The organism is Brevibacterium sp. 1718 (assembly GCF_051131255.1).
Lineage (GTDB): Bacteria > Actinomycetota > Actinomycetes > Actinomycetales > Brevibacteriaceae > Brevibacterium > Brevibacterium sediminis.
In genome coordinates this window covers 3484173-3505096 of the sequence record NZ_CP186550.1, presented here as the reverse complement: position 1 = coordinate 3505096, position 20924 = coordinate 3484173, and the positions used below count along the sequence as shown (strand labels likewise).

Genomic DNA, 20924 nt, shown 5'->3' with positions numbered 1-20924 from the left:
TAGACTCACCCTATGAGCACCGACCTCAACCTGCCGGGCCCCGAATCCGGCTTCATCGCCACGTTCGGAAGCGGCGAGCCGCACACCCTCTTCGGCCACGGATTCGCCGGCGCGATCCGCGACACCCGTCCCTTCGGCACCGGCATCACCGGTACCCGCCACTTCCTCCACCTGCCCGGCCACGGCGGCCGCCCCTCACCCGGCCCCGGCTGGACCTACCCGCAGATCGCCGAGGTGCTCGCCGACGCAGTGAGCACCACCTCGGCGAGCCGAGCGCTGGGCGTCTCGATGTCCGCCGGAGGACTCCTCCACCTGCTGAGCATCGCCCACCCCGCGACCCGCGGTCTCGACAAGATCGCCCTCGTCCTCCCCGCCTCCTTCACCGGGTTCCCCGCCGAGGTGGCCGCCGCCAACGGCTCCCACCTGGAGAGACTGCGCCGCCTCGTCGCCGATGAGAACATCGACGGCATCGTCGACCTCATGCTCTCCCGCGAACCCGCCGAGGTGGCCCAAATGCTTCCCGCGCGAGCCTGGACGAAGGCGAAGGCCGAGAACCTCGTCCACACGGACATGTCCGACGGACTCGGACTCGCCCTCGAAATCGCTGTCGCGGACACCGATGAGGCAGCCGAGAACCTGCGCTCCTTCCCGGGCGATGTCCTCGTGCTCACCCACGAAGACGACCCAGCACATCCGGTCCCCGTCGCCGAAGGCATCCACCGTGCGATTCCGAACTCCCGCCTCGAGGTGCTCCCTGCCGGATCGATCCTGTGGCGCGGCCGTCATGACGTACGGCGCATCCTCGGCGAGTTCTTCGGTTAGGCACCGGCTTCGGTTAGTCACGTTCTTCGGTGAGGTTCTGGATTCGGTTCAGCGCTGGCTTCGGCTGGTCACCCGACCGAAGTCGTTGGCTAGACTGTCTCCGTGCGCATCTCCGTCCTCTCCCTCCACACCTCGCCCGTCGCCCAACCCGGCCAGGGCGACGCCGGAGGAATGAACGTCTACGTCGACCAATCCGTGCGAGCGCTCGCCGCCGCCGGACACCAAGTCGACGTATTCACCGCCGACCCCGGCGGACTCGACGGCACGGGAGGCAGTGCAGAAGTCGCTTTCGACGGAGCCGGCGCTGACCGGGGACGAGGCGCGGGCCCCTCCGTAGGTCGGAGCGCGAGGCTGGAGATCACCGAATCCATCACCCTCCACCACCTGCCGGTCGGCGCCGCGACGAAGGACGAACTCGCCGACGCGATCGACGAACTCGCCGACCTGCTCAATGCCCACCCCGACTTCCGCTCCGCCGATCTCATCTGGAGCCACTATTGGATCTCCGCCGAGGCGGCCCTGCGCGCCCGTGACAACGCCGTCGACAACGACGCCGAGTCCGGAGACAGCGGCACCGAATCCGGAGACAGCGGTGCCGACGCCGTTGTCGGGGTCGGGCAGGACCGTGCGGCGCAGGCTCCGATCGCGGTGAGCATGCACACGATCGGGGCGGTGAAGAACCGCGATTCCGACACCAGCCACGAACGACCCCAACGCCTCGAAGCCGAAGAGCGCATCGCCGCCGAGGCCGACCTGCTCGTCGCCGCCACCCCCGCCGAACGTCGCGACCTCGTGTCGGAACTCCACGCCGACCCCGACTCGGTCGTCGTCGCCCGACCGGGTGTCGATCACGCGCTCTACGCACCGGACTCACAGTCGGACGCGCGCAAGCGTCTGGGATTCGACTCGGACGAGGCGATCGTCCTCTACGTCGGGCGTATGCAGTTCATCAAAGGCACGGACGTCGCCGTCGACGCCCTGGCCGATCTGCGGGAACGCAACCCGCACCTGGCCTCGCGAACCCGCGGTATCCTCCTCGGAGCCGCCTCGGGGGCAGGCGTCGAAGCAGGCGGGGGAGCGGTCCGACCGTCCTCGGCGTATCTGCGGGAGCTGACCGCGGCGATCGCGAGCGAACCCAGCGTCGAGGTCCGCCCGCCCGTTCCCTCCCACGTCCTCGTCGATTACTACCGGGCCGCGGACGTGCTCATCGTTCCTTCCCGCAGCGAATCCTTCGGACTCGTGGCCGCCGAAGCGGCCGCCTCCGGTCTGCCGGCGATCGCCTCGGCGGTGGGAGGACTCCCGGAGATCGTCGAACACGGACATTCGGGACTGCTCATCGCCGATCACAACCCGCACCACTGGGCGACGGCGATCGAGACCCTGCTCGAGGACACGCAGCTGCGAGCCGAACTCGCGGGCCATGCCGTCGACCGTGCCGAACGCTTCGACTGGGGCCACACCGTCGCAGCCGTCCTCGACGCTGTGCCGGACATCTCCGGCATATCTGCGCGGCGCTCGGAAGCGCTGGGAGCGTGCTGAACGACTAGAGTCGGCGGTGAGCACGAGAGCCGAGCGAAAGGCGAGAGAGCATGAGCACCGACACCGAGGCGATCCTGTCCGGAGTGCGCTCCTGGGCCGAGAACAACGACGTTCCTGTCGATTCGATCGAGGATGCCGAGATCGTCGTCACCCTGCCGGGGGAGAAGAAGCTCAAGACGAACGTGGCGATCAGCGTCTTCGCTCGCACCGCCCATCTGCAGGCGTTCGTCATCCGTCATCCAGACGAGAACTCGGCCGCATTCAATCGGTGGCTGCTGCAGAAGAACCTCAAACCCGGGCCGGTGGCGTTTGCGATCGACGGCCTCGGCGATGTCTATCTGCGGGCGAGCGTGCCCCGAGAGCATCTGCTCGATGAGCTCGACGGACTTCTCGGGGCGATGCTCGCCACGGCGGACTCCTCATTCAACGAACTCCTCCAGATCGGGTTCCTCACCGGAATGAAGAAAGAGTGGGCCTGGAGGGTCGGCCGAGGCGAGTCGACGCGCAACCTCGCGGCCTTCGAGAAGGTGCTCAGCGGGGATGACAACGAATTCCTCGGCACCTTCGGCGACGGCGATTCCGAACCCCCGGCGGTGTCGGCGGTGTCGGCCGATCGTGCGAGTGACGGCTCGCGCCCATGAGTGCGTCCACCTCCAAGCCGGTGAGCGTCGACGAATACATTGCCTCATTCGACGACGAGCGACACCGAGCCTTCCTCGCTCAGTTGCGCGAGCTCAGTCGTGCCGCTGCACCGTGAGCCGAGGAGAGCCTCAAATGGGGCAGCCCCGCCTATGCCCTCGGCTCGATCCTGTTCGTGTTCGCCGGGTACAAGAAGCACGCGAACGTCGTCTTCACTCCCAGCACGAAAGACGTCTTCGCCGACCGTCTGCAGGACTTCGACACCGGTAAGGGCTCGATCAAACTGCCCTATGACGGCGAGATTCCGACCGAGCTGCTGACCGAGATGATCGCCCACCGGATCCGCGAATTCGAGGTCGACGGAGTGAAGTGGATGTGAGGGCGCGCCGGTCTCAGTCGAGGGGCAGCTTCATTCCCTCGTGGCTGGCGACATAGCCGAGTCGGTCATAGAAACGCTGAGCACCGGTGCGCGACTTATCGGTGGTGAGCTGAACGAGTCCGGCGCCGAAGCGACGTCCGCACTCGTGAGCCCATTCGAAGACCGCCGTGCCGAGCCCGATCCCCTGAGCCGAGGGGCCGACTCGCACCGCCTCGATCTGCAGGCGGAGCGTGCCGCGGCGAGACAGGCTGGGCAGCAGACTCAGCTGCAGGGTCCCGACGACGGTCGTGCCGTCGTGAGTCTGGCCAGCTGATCGGGTCTGATCGGCCGACTCGGCCTGTTCGGCTGACTCGGCCCGGCCTGGCGTGTCAGCCTGTCCTGCTGCTTCGGTGATGGCGACGAGGAGCTGATTGGGATCGGCGTCGATGAGCGCGAACGCACGAGCATAGGGGGCTGCATCCTCGGCGTCGGGGATGGCAGGTGCGGCGCCGGCTGCGACAGCGCCCGCACGGTCGACCACTTCGACCTCGGCCTCACGGGCGGCCCCGAGCACGTCGTCACGCAGGAGCGCAACAATGGCCGACACATCGGCCTCGTTCGCGCGGCGGATGACGAACGTCCGGCCCGCCAGGTCCAGGGTCTGACGGGAGAACCCGTCGAAGCCTCGGCCCGATTCGCCCTGACCCGATTCGCCCTCGCCCGGGGCTGCCTCGGTGGTCATCAGCCCGCGATCCCAGCGGAGGTCGCTCCGGCAGTGGCCGGCTCACGGCCCGCCGCATCGACCGGCGGCTTGCCATAGGGACGACGAGCGAAGAGCGAGGCCAGCACGGCGCCGGAGACGTTGTGCCACACGCTGAAGACGGCTCCGGGCAGTGCTGCCAGCGGTGAGAAGTACGTGGTGGCCAGGGTCGATGCCAGACCGGAGTTCTGGAGTCCGACCTCGAACGACAGCGCGCGACGGGTTGGGGTGTCGAGACGGCAGGCCGCGGCCACACCGTAGCCGACACCGAGCCCGAGCAGATTGTGCGTGACGACGGCCAGCAGAACGAGCACACCGGCAGTGGCGATCGAACCCGCGGATCCGGCCACGACGATCGAGACGATATAGGCGATGGCGATCGAGGCCAGCCACGGCAGCACCGGCGAGATCTTGTCGACGAACTTCGACGCGAACACGCGGACGAGGACGCCGACGATGACCGGCACGAGCACGGTCTGGCAGATCGAGACGAACATCGACCAGAACGGCACGTCCATATACGAACCGGCCAGCCACAGAGTCAGCAGCGGGGTGAGCACCGGAGCGAGCAGCGTCGACAGGGTCGTGATCGACACCGACAGCGCTGTGTCGCCCTTGGCCAGATAGGTGACGACATTCGACGCAGTGCCGCCGGGCGCGCAGCCGACGAGGATGACGCCGACGGCGATCTCGGTCGGAAGCGAGTACACGGTCACGACGAGGAGGCCGAGCAGCGGCATCGCCACGAACTGAGTGACGACTCCGAGCACCGCAATCCACGGCCGCTTCGCGATGCGGGCGAAGTCGGGCAGCGTCAGGGTCAGGCCCATGAAGAACATGACCACGCCGAGCGCCCAGGTGATCGACGGCGCCAGGGGAGTGAAGGCATTGGGCAGCAGGAACCCGAGCACTCCCGCAATGACGACGAGGACCGGCAGAGCCGTGACGGCGATGATCGAACTGCGATCGGCAGCGGGAGCGGCTGTGCCTCCGGAAGCCTGATGTGCTGGCGTTTGTGACATGGATCCAGGCTACTCCGACGATTTTGTCATTCGAGACACACGCCCAGAAATTGAGACCCGATCGGCGAGGAGGAGCGGCTGGGTGTTGGCGGGCCACCTCCGGAGGAGACCGGCGGTGATGACGGTCGTCGGCGACCGAGACTGAACGGTCGTGTCAAAATGGAGCCATGACGTATAACCTCATCCTGCTGCGCCACGGCGAAAGCGAATGGAACCAGAAGAATCTGTTCACCGGATGGGTCGACGTGACCCTCACCGACAAAGGCCGTGCCGAAGGCAAGCGCGCCGGCGAGCTGCTGCGCGAGAAAGACCTCATCCCCGATGTCGTCTACACCTCGCGGCTCAAGCGTGCGATTCTGACCGCGAACATCGCACTCGAGGCAGCGGACCTGTCCTGGCTCGACGTCCACCGCAGCTGGCGCCTCAACGAACGCCACTACGGCGCACTGCAGGGCAAGAACAAGAAGGAGATCCGCGACGAGTTCGGCGAAGAGCAGTTCATGACCTGGCGCCGCTCCTTCGATACTCCGCCGCCGGCCCTGGCCGACAGCTCGGAATTCTCTCAGGCCGGTGAATCCCGCTACGCCAACCTCGGCGATGCGCTGCCCCGCACCGAATGCCTCGCCGACGTCATCGATCGCCTGCTGCCCTACTGGTACGACACCCTCGTGCCCGAACTCACCGTCGGCAAGACCGTGCTCGTGGCCGCCCACGGCAACTCGCTGCGTGCGCTGGTCAAGCACCTCGATGGGATCTCCGATGCCGATATCACCGGGCTGAATATCCCCACCGGCATTCCGCTGCACTACGAGCTCACCGAGGACTTCACCCCGGTCACCCCCGGCGGAACCTACCTCGATGCCGAAGCGGCAGCGGCCGCCATCGGCCAGGTCGCCAACCAGGGGCGCTGACCCCCGGCCCCACCGCAGACGGGGCGGGATCCGTTCGGGCTCGGGCGCCGAGACGACACTCGGATGCCGAACCCCGGCCCCACTCATGCATCGATCGAGTCGGCCTTCCCGGCGATCGCTTTCATCTCTTCGAGCAGAAAGGCGATCGCGGGGGAGGCCGACATCGATTTCCGCCACACCAGTGAGATCGTGCGGGCAATGCTCGGATCATCGAGCGGCACCGCCACGACATCGGCCGGCAGGTGCGGCCTGCCCAACCGCGGCACGAGCGCCAACGCCCCGACAGCTCGGACGAACTCGATCTGCGTGTCGTACTCGATTGCCCAGTAGTCGATCTGCGGCTTGCTGCCGAGCTCCTCGAACAGTGCCGTCAGCCATCGATGGCACACCGCATTGCGCGGCGCCGATACGAACATCTCGCCGAGCAGATCGCTGCGGGTCACCTCGGTGCAGGCGGCCAGATGATGATCCCGATGCATGACGATATCGGCCCGATCCACGGTGATCGTCTCCGAGATCAGCGTCGCGGGCAGGTGCAGCGAGGACGAATCCCAGCCGAAGACGAGCGAGGCATCGATCCTGCCGGCCGTGACCATCTCGATGAGCTCGTCCGGCTCCTCCTCGAAGTTCGACACCGTCAGCTCCGGCGCCGAGGCGGCCAATCGCGGCAGCGCGGGTACGAGCAGTCCGCGGATCCCCGTCGAGAACCCGCCGACCGTGATCCGTCCCCGCGGCTCACCTGACTGCGCTCGGGCCGCGGTCTCCAGACTCTCCAGCTCCTCCAGCAGCCCGGCCCCGCGTCGGCTGAGCTCCCGGCCCATCGGTGTCAGCGCAATGCCGCGGCCCGTCCGCTCAGTCACCGGTGCACCGAGATAGCGCGAGAGCTTCTGCAGCTGATGGCTCACCGCCGCCGGCGTATATCCCAGAGACTCGGCCGTCGCCGTGACCGAACCGAGCGAATCGAGGGCGACGAGGGTGCGCAGTGCAACGGTATCGATCATCAAATAATCTTAATGAAACAGTGGACGGACTTTCAATGGAAATTTGACGACGTGGCTGGAATGCTGGAGTTATGCGCTCGGTCCACTACATGCTCGCCCTCCTGGTCGTCGTTCTCTGGGGAGTCAACTTCATCTTCATCGACCTCGGTCTGCGCGACTGGCCGCCGCTGCTCCTCGTCGCCGCCCGATTCACCTTCGTCGTGGTGCCCGCGATCTTCTTCGTCCGCTTCCCCCGTGGTTCCTTCGGCCGCATACTCCTCATCGGCACCTTCATGTCGGCCGGCCAGTTCGGCCTTCTCTACACCTCCATGGCGCTCGGCCTGCCCGCCGGCCTGACCTCGATCGTCATCCAGATCCAAGCCGCGTTCACCGTCATCGTCGCAGCCCTCGTGCTGCACGAGATCCCGAGTCGCCGCCAGATCATCGGCATCCTCATCGGACTCATCGGCCTGGCCGTCATCGGTCTGAGCCTGCAGGCGAACGTGCCGATCGTCGCCTTCCTCGTCGCCGTCGGCGCCGCGCTGTCCTGGGCGACGGGCAACGTCATCGCCCGCGGCGTGAAACCCGGCACGAACGGCGTGCAGATGACCGTGTGGTCGGCTCTCGTCGTCCCGATTCCGATGGTCGCACTGTCGACGCTCATCGATGGCCCCACCGAGGTGGCCCATGCACTCACGCACCCGACCTTGGGTGTCGTGGCCTCGGCCGTCTACACCGCCGGACTGGCGTCGCTGGTCGGCTATGTCATCTGGAACTCGCTGCTCGCTCGCTTCCCGGCCTCGCAGGTCGCGCCGTTCTCCCTGCTCGTCCCGCCGGTCGGAGTGATCTCCGCCTGGATCGTGCTCGGAGACCGCCCGAGCACCGCCGAACTCATCGGCGGAGTTCTGCTGCTCCTCGGCGTCGCCGTGACGACGGGAGTGCTCAAGAATCTGGCCCGCGGTATCAAGAACGGGCCCAGACGTCGCCGAAAGATCGTCGTCAGACAGGCGCCGGAAGAGGTGCCCGCCTCCAGCTGAGGCTTCGGGTGCGTCAGTGAATCCATGGCGCAGAATGCGCGAAGCGCCCCGACAGTGTCGGGGCGCTTCGCTGGATTCGTGCTTCTTCGAGCCGGGTTCCTACTTCTTCGACAGGTAGGGTTCCCAGTTTCCGGTGAGCAGGTACTCGACCTTCTGCGACACGGACACTGCGTGATCACCGAAGCGCTCGTAGTAGCGCGAGAGCAGGGTGACATCGGCGATATGACGGGGAGCCAGCGAACCGGCCGGGGCTTCGCCGAGCTTCCCGAACACGCTCAGGTGAAGCTCGTCGAGCTCCTCGTCGATGGCGTTGATCGTGGGCACATCGGACAGGCCGGGATTCGAGAGCAGGCTCTGCGTCGCCTCGGCGATCCTCTCACCGGACTCGCCCATCCGCGCGAACGTCGATTCGAAGCCCTCGGGGATTGCGGACTCGGGATAGCGGATGCGCACCTGCTGGGCGATGTGACGGGCGAGGTCGCCCATGCGCTCGAGCGATGCCGACATCCGCAGCGAACCGATGACTGCACGCAGATCTGCGGCCACCGGAGCTTGCAGGGCGAGCATCTCGGCGGCCTGCTGATCGAGGGTGAACTGCATATTGTCGATGACGGAGTCGGCCTCGATGACCTGCTCCGCCAGCTCGAGATCGTTCGAATGCAGCGACTGATTGGCCAGGCGGATGGCGTCGAGGACCTTGGTGGACATGCCGACCAGCTGGGTGGCCAGATCGTCCAATTCGTTTCTGAAGACTTCGCGCATGAACTGCGGTTCCTTAACTCTCGATTGTGACAATCGGAACTGACTGTCGGTGGTGCATGGTGTCATGAGGGGTGCCGGCGCTTCCGATCCGCACCCTCAGCGGGGGAAAGCAGAAGGCAGTAACGGCAGGGAGCGCAGGCACACAGACGTCAGCATCGCACGATCGAGTGAACGACTCCAGACGGGAAGGTGAATTCCTCGGCAAATACTTCCAGCAGAAGTGAATTCGGTGCGCCGGGACGATGGACAGCGCCTAAGCTTGAGGCTGTGGATCTCTTAGTCGTGGCGGTCCTGACCGGCGTCGTCGGCCTGGGCCTGGGTATAGCGGGAATTCTTGCGTTCCGATTCAGCGAACGCTCCCGCGATGCTGCCGATCTGCATTCCGAGGACGACCTGCCCGAAGGCATCGCCGAAGTGCTGGCCGTCCTGCCCTCGGCCGCGATCGTCATCGACGCCGGTGACGACGTCGTCAAGGCGTCGCCGGCCGCATACACGTTCGGCCTGGTCAGGGGGCATTCGCTGGCATCGCCCGAGATGCTGCGGGTCGTCGGCCGCGTCCGCGCACGCGGTCTCATCGAAGAGATCGACCTCGAGCAGACACGGGAGAACTCCGACTCCGTGATCCGCTACCTCCACGCCCGCGTCGCTCCCTTGGGCACCTCCTTCGTCCTCGTCCTCTGCGACGATCAGACCGAATCCAAGCGCGTCGACGCCGTCCGCCGTGACTTCGTCGCCAACGTCTCCCACGAGCTCAAGACGCCGATCGGTGCGATGGCACTGCTCGCCGAGGCGGTCACCGACTTCGCCGACGATCCGGCCGCTGTCGAACGCTTCGGCGGGCGGATGCAGCGGGAGTCGAAGAGGCTGACCCAGCTCGTGCAGGAGATCATCGACCTCTCCCGCGTCCAGGACCACGCCGCTCCCGCGACGACCGAGAAGATCTCCGTCGCCGAGGTGGTCGACGATGCCGCTGACCGTGCCCGGACAGGGGCGGAAGGCAAGAACATCCACATCGAGGTCTCCCCGCCGAGCGATCTGCTCATCGAAGGCAACTACGAACTGCTCGTCAACGCGGTGCGCAACCTCATCGACAATGCCGTGAACTATTCGCCGGAGGGCACCCGCGTCGGCGTCGGAGTCGACCTCGTCGACGAGCGCATCGAGATCGCCGTGACCGATCAGGGCATCGGCATGACCGCCCAGGACACCGAGCGCGTCTTCGAACGCTTCTACCGAGTGGACCCGGCACGCTCCCGGATCACCGGCGGCACCGGACTGGGGCTGAGCATCGTCAAGCACATCGTCGCCACCCACGGCGGTGAGGTGCGTGTGTGGAGTCAGCTGAACAAGGGCTCGACGTTCACGATCGTGCTCCCGTTGGCCGGAACTGCAACCGAAGCCTCCGCTGCCGATTCGGCCCCGGCAGGGGTCCTCATCGAACATTCCGCGGATTCGACCGGGACCGCCGGGTCCGGCGCAGACGACCCGGCCGGCGACAACGACGCACCCTCCGGTGATAATGGAGACGGCGGGGCGGCCGCCGACCCACCCAAGGATCTGACCGAAGAAAGCGAACAAAGGAAGCTCACAACGTGACTCGTATTCTGCTTGTCGAGGACGAAGATTCGTTCTCGGACCCGCTGTCGTACCTGCTCGGTAAGGAAGGGTACGAGGTGACGGTCGCCGATGACGGGCTCAAGGCTCTGGCGGAGTTCGACCGCACCGGCGCCGATCTGGTCCTGCTCGACCTCATGCTGCCCGGCGCCTCCGGCACCGAGGTGTGCCGCGAGCTGCGGGCGAAGTCCAATGTGCCGATCATCATGCTCACGGCCAAGGATTCGGAGATCGACAAGGTCGTGGGACTCGAGCTCGGCGCCGATGACTATGTGACGAAGCCGTACTCCTCACGGGAGCTGCTGGCTCGCGTGCGAGCCGTGCTGCGCCGCAATGTCGAGACCGAGGAATTCGAGGACGAGTCCGTGCTCGAGGCCGGGGGAGTGCGCATCGACGTCGAACGCCACGTCGTGTCCGTGCGTGGTGAAGAGCAGTCCATGCCGCTCAAGGAGTTCGAACTGCTCGAGATCCTCGTGCGCAACTCCGGCCGCGTGATGACCCGTGGTCAGCTCATCGACCGGATCTGGGGTGAGGACTACGTGGGCGATACGAAGACTCTCGACGTCCACGTCAAGCGACTGCGTGCGAAGATCGAGGAGAACCCCTCGGAACCGCGTCTGCTCACCACGGTGCGCGGGCTCGGGTACAAGTTCGAAGCCTGAGGGCGCCATCCGGCGAAGCCGGGTTGGTGAGGTCGGGATCGCCGGCCGGACGTGAATGCAGAAGGAGCCGCTCACATCTGTGAGCGGCTCCTTCTGTGCTCCCGCGCGGGATTGGTCCCGGTGCTCGAGGAAGACGGATCAGCCGTTGGCCGTTGCGGTTCCCTCCGCGGAACCGGCATCCTCGGTCGGCATGTCCGACGGGGACTCGGACGGTGATTCCGACGGCACGTACTCGTTGTAGTACGGCAGGGTGTCGGTGAGGAGCTGGGTTTCGATGACCTTCTCTTCGCTGCCGTTCTTGACGGTGATGTCGACGAGGTCGCCGGGCTTCGCCTTGAGGCTGTCGACGGTGACGACTTCCTTGGACGAGGTCTCGGGGCTCTTCGGGTCCTGGACGAAGGTGTCGCCGGCCTTGATCGATTCGCTCACCGTGGTGTCGGCGACCTCGATGGACACCTTGGCGGTGGAGTCACCCTTGTTGATGAGGGTGAAGAACAGCTGAGCCGGACCGGAGCTCTCCTGATCCGTGATGAGCATGAGCCCACGGACCTCGACGTCGCCGACGGCTCCCGAGGCTCCATCGCCGCCGTTGTAGTGGTATTCGGCGGTCTGATGGGGAGACAGCAGGCTTGCACATCCGCTGACGGGGATAACGAGAGCGAGTGCGGCAACGGCGAGAGCCGCGCGGTTGTGCCGTTTCATTATGCTCCTTGAAGTGGCAATACAAGATCAGTCTGTATACTACCCGGTTTTTGACCCGCTGTAGAACCGGGTGGTCGGAGTGGACGAGGTTCCGCGACGCTCGGGCGCGTCGCGGTTGAAGTTTCGGTGAAGAGGCAGCGAAGTTCGGCCTGCGTCGCGGTCGGTCGAGGTTCGCTGCCGAGCTTCTCGGCAATGCGCCCTCTCCCGATGTACTCGCTGGCAGAGGCGGCAGCCGGGCCGATCGCGGCGAGCAGCAGAGGCGGAGCCTAGCATGAAGATTCGCTACCCTGAACGATTTCTGTGGCGAGCCTCATGGTAAACTGGTATTCCGCGAAAGGGGTTTGAAGAGAATATGAGTTTCCAGGTCGGCGACACTGTTGTCTATCCACATCACGGTGCAGCGACAATCCAAGAAATCAAGAAACGTGCCATCAAAGGTGAGGAGAAGCTGTATCTCAAGCTCCAGGTCGCCCATGGCGATCTCGTGATCGAAGTTCCGGCAGAGAACTGCGATCTGGTCGGTGTGCGAGATGTCGTCGGTGAAGAAGGCGTTGAGAAGGTCTTCAACGTCCTGCGTGCCGAATTCGTCGAAGAGCCCGCGAACTGGTCCCGGCGGTACAAGGCCAATGTCGAGAAGCTGCAGTCCGGTGACGTCATCAAGGTAGCCGAGGTCGTCCGTGACCTCTGGCGCCGAGAGCAGGACCGCGGCCTGTCGACCGGTGAGAAGCGCATGCTCTCGAAGGCTCGCCAGATCCTTGTTTCCGAACTCGCACTGGCCGAGAAGAAGGAAGAGTCCGAAGCAGAAGCTCTGCTGGACGAAGTGCTCGCATCCTGAGCACCTGTGTCATCATCACGGCCGCAGGGTCGGGATCCCGTCTGGGTTGCAATGAGCCGAAGGCTTTCGTCCGTGTGAACGGACGGACCATTCTGGCCCGCAGCCTCGAGACGATCATCTCCTCGGGAGTCGCCTCCGCAATCGTGGTGGCCGCTCCCGAGGATTTTCTTTTGCAGGCGCAAGAAGAAATCGCCGAAGCAGCCACGCGGATGAAATGCGAAATTTCAATTACAGCCGTAGCAGGTGGCAATGATCGCAGTTCTTCGGTCCAAACAGCCTTGAAACTTAACCGAGATGCGGAGTACGTTCTCGTTCATGATGCGGCGCGGTGTCTGACCCCGCCCGATGTGTTCACCCGAGTGGTCGACGCGCTGCAATCCGGCGCCGAGGCGGTCGTTCCGGTTCTGCCGATGATCGACACCGTGCGGAGGGTCGTTCCGCACGGGGCCGTCGGTGCGGATCCGAGCTCAGGTGCAGGCACGGGTGCGGAGCGCGCTTCCAATGGGATTGTTTGGTCGATCCACGGCGATTCTGGCGATGAAACCACCGCGGATCGACCAGACAATCCGGATCATGCCGTCGCTGTGGGCGCCGGCGGGCGTGCAGTGGTGCGGGGCGATCTTGACCGGGCTGAGCTGCGACGGGTCCAGACGCCTCAGGGGTTCCGCGCCGAGGCGCTCCGGCGGGCCCATGACGAGTTCGCAGCCGACGGGGCTGGCTTGGCCGATGGCACTGTCACGACCGATGACGCTTGCCCAACCGACGGCGCGGGCTCGACTGCAGAGGCAGATCCGACGGCCGGGGAAGCCGGGGAAGGTCGGCAGGGCAGAGTGCTGCCGACGGACGATGCGGGGCTCGTCGAACGCGTCGGCGTTGAGGTTGTCGCCGTCGACGGTGACGAAGAGGCGCTGAAGATCACCTATCCGCTCGACCTCGTCCTCGCGGAACAGCTCGCCCGGATGCGTGACGGAGCTGTCGACCCCGGACCAGGTGCGCCGGACTCGGCGAAGGAGCCGCGATGAATCAGATCATTCCACGCATCGGCACCGGCGTCGATGTCCATGCCTTCGCCGCCGATCCCGCACGCGAACTGTGGGTCGCGGGGCTGCTGTGGCCGGGCAAACGAGGGCTCGAAGGACACTCGGACTCCGATGTGGCCGCCCATGCCTGCTGCGACGCGCTGTTCTCCGCCGCGGGGCTCGGCGACCTCGGTGAGCACTTCGGCGTCGATCGTCCGGAATTCGCCGGTGCCTCGGGTTCGGCGCTGCTCGCCGAGGCGGCCCGCATCGTCCGTGACGCGGGTTTCGAGATCGGGAACATCTCCGTCCAGGTGATCGGCAATCGTCCGAAGGTCGGCACGCGCCGTGCTGAGGCTCAACAGGCGCTGTCGGCTGCTGCCGGCGCACCCGTGTCGGTCTCGGGCACCACCTCTGACGGACTCGGATTGACCGGGCGAGGCGAAGGAATCGCCGCCATCGCCACCGCGCTGATCCATCCGAACTGATTCAGCCGCTCTGAACCACCAGTATCGAGTCAAACGCACTTCTCTGTTCGAGCCGAGCCAGGTGCGCCGAGGAAGGAACAAGCAGTGAAAGTCCTCTTCCAAGGAGCCGGCGCCATCGGCATCGCCGGGGCCGCGCTCTTCACCGATGACCATAAGGTCACCGTCGTCTCCCGCACCGCTGGTCCCAATGGGCGGGCGGCCTTTCCGCGGCGCGTGAGCACCTTCGACCCGACCGATCCCGGCGGGGTGGGAGGTGGACACGGCAGCTGCAGGCAAGGAAGCGGACGAGCCGGAGGCAGCAACAGGGGAGCAACCGGGGGAGAAGCCGGGCGAGAAACTGGGGGAGAAACCGGGCGAGAAACCGAGGGAGCTGAAGGCAGACAAGCGAGCGCGGGCAGTGGCTGGTCGGTGACTCGCGTAGCTGCGACTCGACGGGTGACGATCTCAGACTGGGCTGCGGCTGCCGCTGATGGGAGCTGGGACCTCATCGTGCTCACGACTCGGCCGGATGATCTCGACGCAGAGGTGGTCTCGGCGATTCGGGACATCTCGCCCGCGTTCATTGCGACGACGAGCCAGGTCGAGGGAGACCTCGAGCGAGCACGAGCAGTCTTCCCCGGCACTCAAGCAGTCATATTCGGACCCGCGTTCCTGTCCGAGCGGCTGGATTCGGGTGCACCGGCGGAAGTTGTGCGCACAGCCGGTAACCAGGTCGAGGAGACCGACAGTGGTGCGTTCAGCGCCGGCAGCCGAATCGGGGAGGCCGACAGAGGTGTGTGCACAGCCGGTGGTCAGGGCAGTGGAGCCGACAGGGAGGCCGAACCGGGGCGAGAAGTGAGGTTCTGGGCACCTGCAGGTGCGCCGCGGTTCTTCGTCGCCGGACCCTCGACCGCGGTGCGTTCGCTTGTCAGCAGGCTGGATCGACTCGTTCTGCCAGTGCCGATGGAGGCCGTACTGCTGCCGCCGAGGGTGTTCATTCCCTTCGTCGCCGAACTCAGCGTCCGCAACGGCAGCTGGGTCGCACTGAAATCACACCTTGACCGCCCTGCGAAGGCTGCGAGCGAGGCCGTGCGGCCCCGCCTCGGGGTGCAGGTTCCCGTGTTCGGTTCCGCCGCGCACGTCGTGCTCGAAGCAGTCGAGAGGATCGTGCCGATCGACGTGACGAACTATGCGGGCAGGCACTTCAACCGGCACGTGGGCCAGACGCGGGACATGCTCGCCGGCTGGGCGGAATCGGCAGATCCAGCCCACGCCCTGCGGGAACTCGTTGCTGCATTGGACGCACTTGTCGATTGAGGCTCGACGCGTTCAGATGCCTGCATCGGACGAAGGCTGCGACTGAACAACCGGCCGCTGGAGATTGCCGCGGTCCGGCCGCTAGGGATCGCCGCGGTCCGGCGGTGGGGACTGCCGCGGTCCGGGCACGGAGGCCGACAGCCGCCTCGGTGGCGGTGAACGGCGGGCTCAGACCTTCGCGTTCGGGTGACGCTTCGTGACGATGAGGCCGATGAGGTAGAGCGCGACGACGAAGATGAGTGTGCCGACGATCTGGAAGCGCACGGATTCGACAGTCAGGCCGAGTCCGATGATCACAGCGATTCCGGCCAGGGTGACATACGACAGCCATGGGTAGCCCCACATGCGCAGCGGCAGGGACTGGCCAGCCGCCTCGGCGCGACGACGCAGAACGATCTGCGATACGAGGGTGGCGACCCAGGTGACGATGAGCGTGGAGCCGACGATGTTGAGCAGGACCCCGAGGACCTCGGCTGCCCAGAAATAGTTGAGCGCGACGGCGACGAAGCCGAACGCCGAGGTGGCCAGCACCGCTGCCACTGGCACCCCGCGGCGATTGGTGCGGCCGAGCCCGCGCGGCAGCATGGACCGCTGCGACATCGAGAACGACATCCGGGACGCTCCGTAGATGTTCGCGTTCATCGACGACAGCAGCGCGATGACGATGACCGCGGCCAGCAGCGAGGCAATGAACGGCAGCCCAGCAGTCTCGAGAACGGCCACGAAGGGGGACTCCGCCAGGCGGTCGTCCGTCCACGGCAGGACGAGGACGATGATCGCCACCGACCCGATGTAGAGGAACAGGATGCGCCACACGATCGTCTTGATCGCCTGGGAGACGCTGCGTTCGGGGTTCGCGGTCTCGGCCGCGGCGACCGCAACGATCTCGATGCCGCCGAAGGCGAACGCGACGACGAGCAGTCCGGCGGCGATGCCGGAGATGCCGGTGGGCATGAACCCGTCGGCGAAGATCTGCGCGGGCGGTTCGGCCGGGGTCCATCCGAACAGGTATGCGGCACCGAGGACGACGAAGAGGACGACGAAGGCGACTTTGATGAGTGAGAACCAGAACTCGAACTCACCGAAGCTGCCCGAAGTGGTGAGGTTGATGGCCGTGAAGACGAGCATGATCGCCAAGGCGATGACCCACTGGGGGACTGCCGGAATATAGGAAGCGGCGATCTGCGCGGCGGCGGTGGCCTCGGCGGCGACGACGAGGCACAGCTGGACCCACCACAGAGCACCGACGGCGAAGGCCGCGGCCGGGCCCATGGCCTTGCCCGCATAGTGCGAGAACGCACCCGGATTCGGGTCGGCGGCGACGAGTTCGCCCAGCGCCCGCATGACGAAGATGACGATGAGACCCGCGACGACGTATGAGATGAGCACGGCGGGACCAGCCGCCTGCACTCCGGCACCGGAGCCGACGAAGAGACCGGCGCCGATCGCCGAGCCGAGGCTCATCATCACCAGGTGGCGGGGCTTCATCCCCACCTTGAGGCCGTTGGACGAGGTATCAGAAGAACCGGAGGCCGAGGCGGACGCTGACTCGGCGGGCTGCGAAGACTGTGATTCAGGCACCCGACGAGTCTATCCGGCAGGGGCGGAATGCGTAGACGCGGGTCGCGAACCCGTGTGGGTCGCGACCCGCGTCTGCGAGTTGCGCTGGTCGGTCACAGCCTGACCGCAGGCAGGCAGGCTATGCGATCTGCGTCTTAGTCGGCGAGCGGTCTGAGCCCGGCCTGCGGCGGCTCAGTGTCCGCGTTTGATCCAGTCCTCGAGGGCCGGGCTCTCCGCGCCGATCGACGTGGAATCGCCGTGCCCGGTGAGCACGACGGTCGCCTCGGGCAGCGGGAAGAGCACGTCGCGGATCGATTCGATGATGGTCTCGAAGCTCGAATGCGACCGTCCCGTGGCTCCGGGGCCGCCGTTGAACAGGGTGTCTCCGGAGAACAGCACCGGACCGACGGCCCGTCCCGCACCGGCCGATGCCGGAGCCGGCAGACCAGTCTCGACGAAGAAGCACGTCGAACCGGGGGAGTGGCCGGGAGTGTGCAGGGCCTTGAGCTTGATTCCGCCGACGGTCCAGGTGTCGCCGTGGGCGATCTGTCCGTCGGGACGGTAGTTCTCAAAGGTCATATCCCACAGCACATAGTCATCGGGATTGAGGTACACGGTGGGGTTGCCCACCCGTTGTGCGAAGTCGCGGACGACGCGCACATGATCGTCGTGACCGTGCGTGAGCAGGATGGCCTTGACGTCTCTGGATCCGACCGCCTCGGCGATCGCATCGACATCATGGGCCGGGTCGATGACGATGACCTCGGAATCGTCGCCGATGATCCACACGTTGTTGTCGACGTCGTGCGTCTCTCCATCCAGGGAGAACGTGCCAGACGTGACGAGATGCTCAATAGCTGTCATTACAGTTCCACCACCGATCGTAGGACCTGGCCCTTGGCCATCTTCTCAAAAGCGGATTCGACATCGCCGATGCCGATGCGTTCGGACACGAACTTCTCGAGCGGGAAACGTCCCTGCTGGTAGAGGTCGACGAGCATCGGGAAGTCGCGGTCGGGCAGGCAATCACCGTACCAGGATGACTTGAGCTTGCCGCCGCGGCCGAACACATCGAGCAGCGGAACCGTGAGCTCCATTTCCGGAGTCGGCACACCGACGAGGACGACGGTGCCTGCGAGGTCGCGGCCGTAGAAGGCCTGCCGCCAGGTGGCGGGAAGTCCGACGGCGTCGATGACGACATCGGCGCCGAAGCCTCCGGTGCGCTCCTGGATCGCCGCGACGACCTCGTCCTCGCTCATGCCCTTCGTCGACACCGTGTGCGTGGCGCCGAAGTCGCTGGCCCAGGACAGCTTCTTCTCATCGATGTCGAGGGCGATGATCGTGTTCGCCCCGGCCAGAGCCGAACCGGCGATCGCCGCGCAGCCGACACCGCCGGCACCGATCACGGCCACGGTCTTGCCGCGGGTGACCTCGCCGGTGTTGATGGCAGCCCCGATCCCGGCCATCATTCCGCAGCCGAGCAGACCCACGACGGCCGGGTCCGCTTCGGGGACCTTTGTGCACTGACCCGCGGCGACGAGTGTCTTCTCGGCGAAGGATCCGATGCCCAGAGCGGCTTCGAGCTCGGTGCCGTCGGGCAGGGTCATCTTCTGTGAAGCGTTGTGGGTGTCGAAGCAGTACCAGGGTTCGCCGCGCTTGCAGGCGCGGCAGTCGCCGCAGATGGCGCGCCAGTTTAGGATGACGAAATCCCCGACCGCGACCTCGGTGACTCCTTCGCCGACCTCGGAGACGATTCCGGCGGACTCGTGGCCGAGCAGGAACGGGTAGTCATCGCTGATCCCGCCCTCGCGGTAGTGGAAGTCTGTGTGGCAGACGCCGCACGACTTCACATCGACGACGACCTCGCCTGGTCCCGGGTCCGGGATGACGATGTCGGTGAGTTCGACCGGGGCTCCCTTGCTGCGGGAGATGACGCCCTTGACGGTCTGTGGCATTGCGTCTCCTAAATGTCTTCGGTGACGGGTGTCCGCGGATGGGAACACCCGAAGTGGACTGAGCGTACCCCGGAATGGGGTGCTCACAGTCCCCACCCTAACCAAGCACGCTGGGCTCGACCAGGTCGGTCCGGAAATCAGTGCACCTACGTGCGTTGACATGGTTCAGAGAGGGCGAAACAGTCCGTCGGGCAGCCTCGATCGGTCGTCGGTCTCGTGCACTCTGAGGGGCATGCGGAGCGGAAGACGGCGCTGTTGCGTCCGGCGGTTCTTCCCTGACGGAAACGGGGATCGCAGGCGGTGGGCGGAGCCGCGATCTGAGGCGACGGCCAGAGTGGTGAATACGTCTCACATTGTGGTTTATCATTGACCGGTAAACTCAATCTCAGTGATCCGCGTCACCTTCGGCGGTGCGGTTCTCACTGCCATACTGCAAAGGAGGAGTCATGGCAGGCGAATGGAAACGCACGAAGTCCATCGAGCAGAGCATCCGTGACACTCAAGACCCCGAACATCAGCTGAAGAAGAACCTCGGCGCACTCGACCTCGTCATCTTCGGCGTGGGCGTCTGCATCGGCGCCGGCATCTTCGTCCTCACCGGGCACGCCGCCGCGACGAACGCCGGGCCGGGCATCGCGCTGTCCTTCCTCATCGCCGGCGTCGCCTGTGGCCTTGCGGCGCTGTGCTACGCCGAATTCGCGTCGACGGTGCCGGTTGCCGGCAGCGCCTACACGTTCACCTTCGCGACCATGGGCGAACTGTTGGCTTGGATCATCGGTTGGGATCTCATCCTCGAATTCACCGTCGGGTCGGCAGCGCTCGCGACCTCATTCAGTCAGTACCTCGCGGTAGTCCTCGAGAGCACGCCGTTCGCCATCCCCGATGCCATCGCCACAGCCGAGGGCGGCTGGATCAACCTGCCCGCGGGGCTGCTTGTACTGGGTCTGACGATCGTTCTGGTCACCGGCATCAAGCTGTCGAGCCGGATCAACATCATCGTCACCTTCCTCAAGGTCCTCGTCGTCCTCACCGTCATCATCGTCGGGCTCTTCTTCGTCAAGGTCTCGAACTGGGTGCCGTTCATCCCGCCGGCGGAAGAGCCTGCCGACACCGGCGGATCGATGATGCACCTGCCTGTCGTTCAAGGGCTCTTCGGACTCGACCCGAGCGTCTTCGGCATCGGAGGCATCTTCGCAGCAGCAGCCATGGTGTTCTTCGCGTTCATCGGCTTCGACGTCGTTGCCACCACAGCAGAGGAGACGAAGAATCCGCAGCGAAACCTGCCTATCGGCATCTTCGGCTCCCTGGCTATCGTCACCGGACTCTACATCGCCGTCTCCCTGGTGATCACCGGTATGCAGAACTACAAGGACATCGACCCCGAAGACGGTGCCCCGCTGGCGACCGCGTTCGTCAATGCAGGTCTTCCCCTGATGGGCAACCTCATTGCGATCGGAGCCTGCATCGGCCTCATCGTCGTGTGCATGATCCTCTTCATGGGGCAGACGCGCGTCGGCTTCTCCATGGCTCGCGATGGCCTGCTGCCGCAGTGGCTAGCGAAGACCAACCCGAAGTTCGGCACTCCGTACCGGTTCACGATCATCACCGGCGTGATCATCGCGGTCATCGCCGCGTTCGTGCCCCTGTCGACGCTCGCCGAGCTCGTCAACATCGGCACGCTCTCGGCCTTCGTGCTTGTTTCGATCGGTGTCATCGTGCTGCGTCGGACCCGTCCCGAGCTCGAGCGCCCGTTCAAGGTTCCGTTCGTCCCGGTGCTGCCGATCGTCTCCGCGATCGTCTGCTTCTATCTCATGCTCAACCTCAACATGGACACGTGGATCCGCTTCCTCGTGTGGCTGGCCATCGGCCTCGTCGTGTATTTCGCCTATTCGCGGAAGCACAGTCGACTCAACCGGCCCGCCGAGGTGGCCGAAGCGTAACCGCGGCACCGTCGCCGGGATGACCG

At 65.5% G+C, this 20924-nt stretch carries 20 protein-coding genes and 1 pseudogene; 13 read left to right on the top strand and 8 right to left on the bottom strand.

All coding sequences use genetic code 11. The features are described 5' to 3' along the window. Positions 1-12 precede the first annotated feature (12 nt). The 4 genes and pseudogenes from ACOZ9V_RS15810 to ACOZ9V_RS15795 all read left to right on the top strand — a co-directional run. The gene (locus tag ACOZ9V_RS15810) at positions 13-822 is read left to right on the top strand and encodes an alpha/beta fold hydrolase (RefSeq protein WP_434591576.1); all 810 of its coding nucleotides are present in this window, start codon (positions 13-15) and stop codon (positions 820-822) included. A 102-nt stretch (positions 823-924) separates the two neighbouring features. Next, a complete protein-coding gene (locus ACOZ9V_RS15805) occupies positions 925-2361 on the top strand; it encodes a glycosyltransferase (RefSeq protein ID WP_181270769.1) in 1437 nt (478 codons plus the stop codon). Positions 2362-2411: 50 nt separating this feature from the next. Next, positions 2412-3002, top strand: a complete 591-nt coding sequence (locus ACOZ9V_RS15800) for a YbjN domain-containing protein (protein ID WP_434591573.1) — start codon at positions 2412-2414, stop codon at positions 3000-3002. Positions 3003-3130: 128 nt separating this feature from the next. Further along, positions 3131-3379, top strand: a pseudogene (locus tag ACOZ9V_RS15795) (iron chaperone); the annotation flags it as partial. A gap of 13 nt (positions 3380-3392) precedes the next feature. Here ACOZ9V_RS15795 and ACOZ9V_RS15790 read toward each other — a convergent pair. Both ACOZ9V_RS15790 and ACOZ9V_RS15785 read right to left on the bottom strand, forming a co-directional pair. Continuing rightward, positions 3393-4100: a GNAT family N-acetyltransferase gene (locus tag ACOZ9V_RS15790; RefSeq protein ID WP_434591570.1), complete on the bottom strand. Its 708-nt coding sequence runs from the start codon at positions 4098-4100 to the stop codon at positions 3393-3395. Further along, positions 4100-5140, bottom strand: a complete 1041-nt coding sequence (locus ACOZ9V_RS15785) for a bile acid:sodium symporter family protein (protein WP_434591567.1) — start codon at positions 5138-5140, stop codon at positions 4100-4102. Before ACOZ9V_RS15785 ends, ACOZ9V_RS15790 begins: the two co-directional genes overlap by 1 nt. A gap of 167 nt (positions 5141-5307) precedes the next feature. Between ACOZ9V_RS15785 and ACOZ9V_RS15780 the strand changes: the two genes are divergently transcribed. Next, complete coding sequence (locus ACOZ9V_RS15780) at positions 5308-6051, top strand: phosphoglyceromutase (RefSeq protein WP_181270766.1); 744 nt, start codon at positions 5308-5310, stop codon at positions 6049-6051. Between the two features lie 83 nt (positions 6052-6134). Here the strand turns inward: ACOZ9V_RS15780 and ACOZ9V_RS15775 are convergent, their stop codons facing one another. Further along, positions 6135-7052 (bottom strand): LysR family transcriptional regulator, encoded by a 918-nt coding sequence (locus ACOZ9V_RS15775; protein ID WP_181270765.1) that lies wholly within the window; start codon positions 7050-7052, stop codon positions 6135-6137. A 71-nt stretch (positions 7053-7123) separates the two neighbouring features. Between ACOZ9V_RS15775 and ACOZ9V_RS15770 the strand changes: the two genes are divergently transcribed. Beyond that, positions 7124-8068, top strand: a complete 945-nt coding sequence (locus ACOZ9V_RS15770; RefSeq protein WP_434591563.1) for an EamA family transporter — start codon at positions 7124-7126, stop codon at positions 8066-8068. 99 nt (positions 8069-8167) lie between these two features. Here the strand turns inward: ACOZ9V_RS15770 and phoU are convergent, their stop codons facing one another. Further along, positions 8168-8830, bottom strand: coding sequence for a phosphate signaling complex protein PhoU (gene phoU, locus ACOZ9V_RS15765; RefSeq protein ID WP_139468122.1), 663 nt, complete (start codon positions 8828-8830; stop codon positions 8168-8170). 267 nt (positions 8831-9097) lie between these two features. On the opposite strand from phoU, the gene ACOZ9V_RS15760 reads away from it, so the two are divergent. Further along, complete coding sequence (locus ACOZ9V_RS15760; protein WP_434591560.1) at positions 9098-10426, top strand: sensor histidine kinase; 1329 nt, start codon at positions 9098-9100, stop codon at positions 10424-10426. Next, positions 10423-11106 carry a response regulator transcription factor gene (locus ACOZ9V_RS15755; RefSeq protein WP_039208435.1) on the top strand — a complete coding sequence of 228 codons (684 nt, stop codon included), beginning with the start codon at positions 10423-10425 and terminating at the stop codon, positions 11104-11106. Before ACOZ9V_RS15760 ends, ACOZ9V_RS15755 begins: the two co-directional genes overlap by 4 nt. Positions 11107-11244: 138 nt before the next feature. Here the strand turns inward: ACOZ9V_RS15755 and ACOZ9V_RS15750 are convergent, their stop codons facing one another. Next, positions 11245-11808 (bottom strand): hypothetical protein, encoded by a 564-nt coding sequence (locus ACOZ9V_RS15750; protein WP_181270762.1) that lies wholly within the window; start codon positions 11806-11808, stop codon positions 11245-11247. A gap of 352 nt (positions 11809-12160) precedes the next feature. Between ACOZ9V_RS15750 and ACOZ9V_RS15745 the strand changes: the two genes are divergently transcribed. The 4 genes from ACOZ9V_RS15745 (at position 12161) to ACOZ9V_RS15730 (ending at position 15443) form a co-directional block, all read left to right on the top strand. Then, positions 12161-12643, top strand: coding sequence for a CarD family transcriptional regulator (locus ACOZ9V_RS15745; RefSeq protein WP_025779034.1), 483 nt, complete (start codon positions 12161-12163; stop codon positions 12641-12643). Beyond that, positions 12637-13665, top strand: coding sequence for an IspD/TarI family cytidylyltransferase (locus ACOZ9V_RS15740; RefSeq protein WP_309136067.1), 1029 nt, complete (start codon positions 12637-12639; stop codon positions 13663-13665). Before ACOZ9V_RS15745 ends, ACOZ9V_RS15740 begins: the two co-directional genes overlap by 7 nt. After that, positions 13662-14147 (top strand): 2-C-methyl-D-erythritol 2,4-cyclodiphosphate synthase, encoded by a 486-nt coding sequence (gene ispF, locus ACOZ9V_RS15735; protein ID WP_181270761.1) that lies wholly within the window; start codon positions 13662-13664, stop codon positions 14145-14147. Before ACOZ9V_RS15740 ends, ispF begins: the two co-directional genes overlap by 4 nt. 84 nt (positions 14148-14231) lie before the next feature. Beyond that, on the top strand, positions 14232-15443 hold the full coding sequence (locus ACOZ9V_RS15730) for a hypothetical protein (protein WP_181270760.1): 1212 nt from the start codon (positions 14232-14234) through the stop codon (positions 15441-15443). 168 nt (positions 15444-15611) lie between these two features. On the opposite strand, the gene ACOZ9V_RS15725 is transcribed toward ACOZ9V_RS15730, so the two are convergent. From ACOZ9V_RS15725 to ACOZ9V_RS15715, 3 genes are all read right to left on the bottom strand, one after another. Next, positions 15612-17024 carry an amino acid permease gene (locus tag ACOZ9V_RS15725; RefSeq protein WP_229663981.1) on the bottom strand — a complete coding sequence of 471 codons (1413 nt, stop codon included), beginning with the start codon at positions 17022-17024 and terminating at the stop codon, positions 15612-15614. A gap of 171 nt (positions 17025-17195) precedes the next feature. Further along, positions 17196-17867, bottom strand: coding sequence for an MBL fold metallo-hydrolase (locus ACOZ9V_RS15720; protein ID WP_172171513.1), 672 nt, complete (start codon positions 17865-17867; stop codon positions 17196-17198). Then, positions 17867-18958: an S-(hydroxymethyl)mycothiol dehydrogenase gene (locus ACOZ9V_RS15715; RefSeq protein ID WP_139909079.1), complete on the bottom strand. Its 1092-nt coding sequence runs from the start codon at positions 18956-18958 to the stop codon at positions 17867-17869. The genes ACOZ9V_RS15720 and ACOZ9V_RS15715 overlap by 1 nt, the downstream gene beginning before the upstream one ends. A 446-nt stretch (positions 18959-19404) precedes the next feature. Here ACOZ9V_RS15715 and ACOZ9V_RS15710 point away from each other — a divergent pair, with 446 nt between their 5' ends. Further along, on the top strand, positions 19405-20898 hold the full coding sequence (locus tag ACOZ9V_RS15710) for an amino acid permease (protein ID WP_181270759.1): 1494 nt from the start codon (positions 19405-19407) through the stop codon (positions 20896-20898). Positions 20899-20924 lie beyond the last annotated feature (26 nt).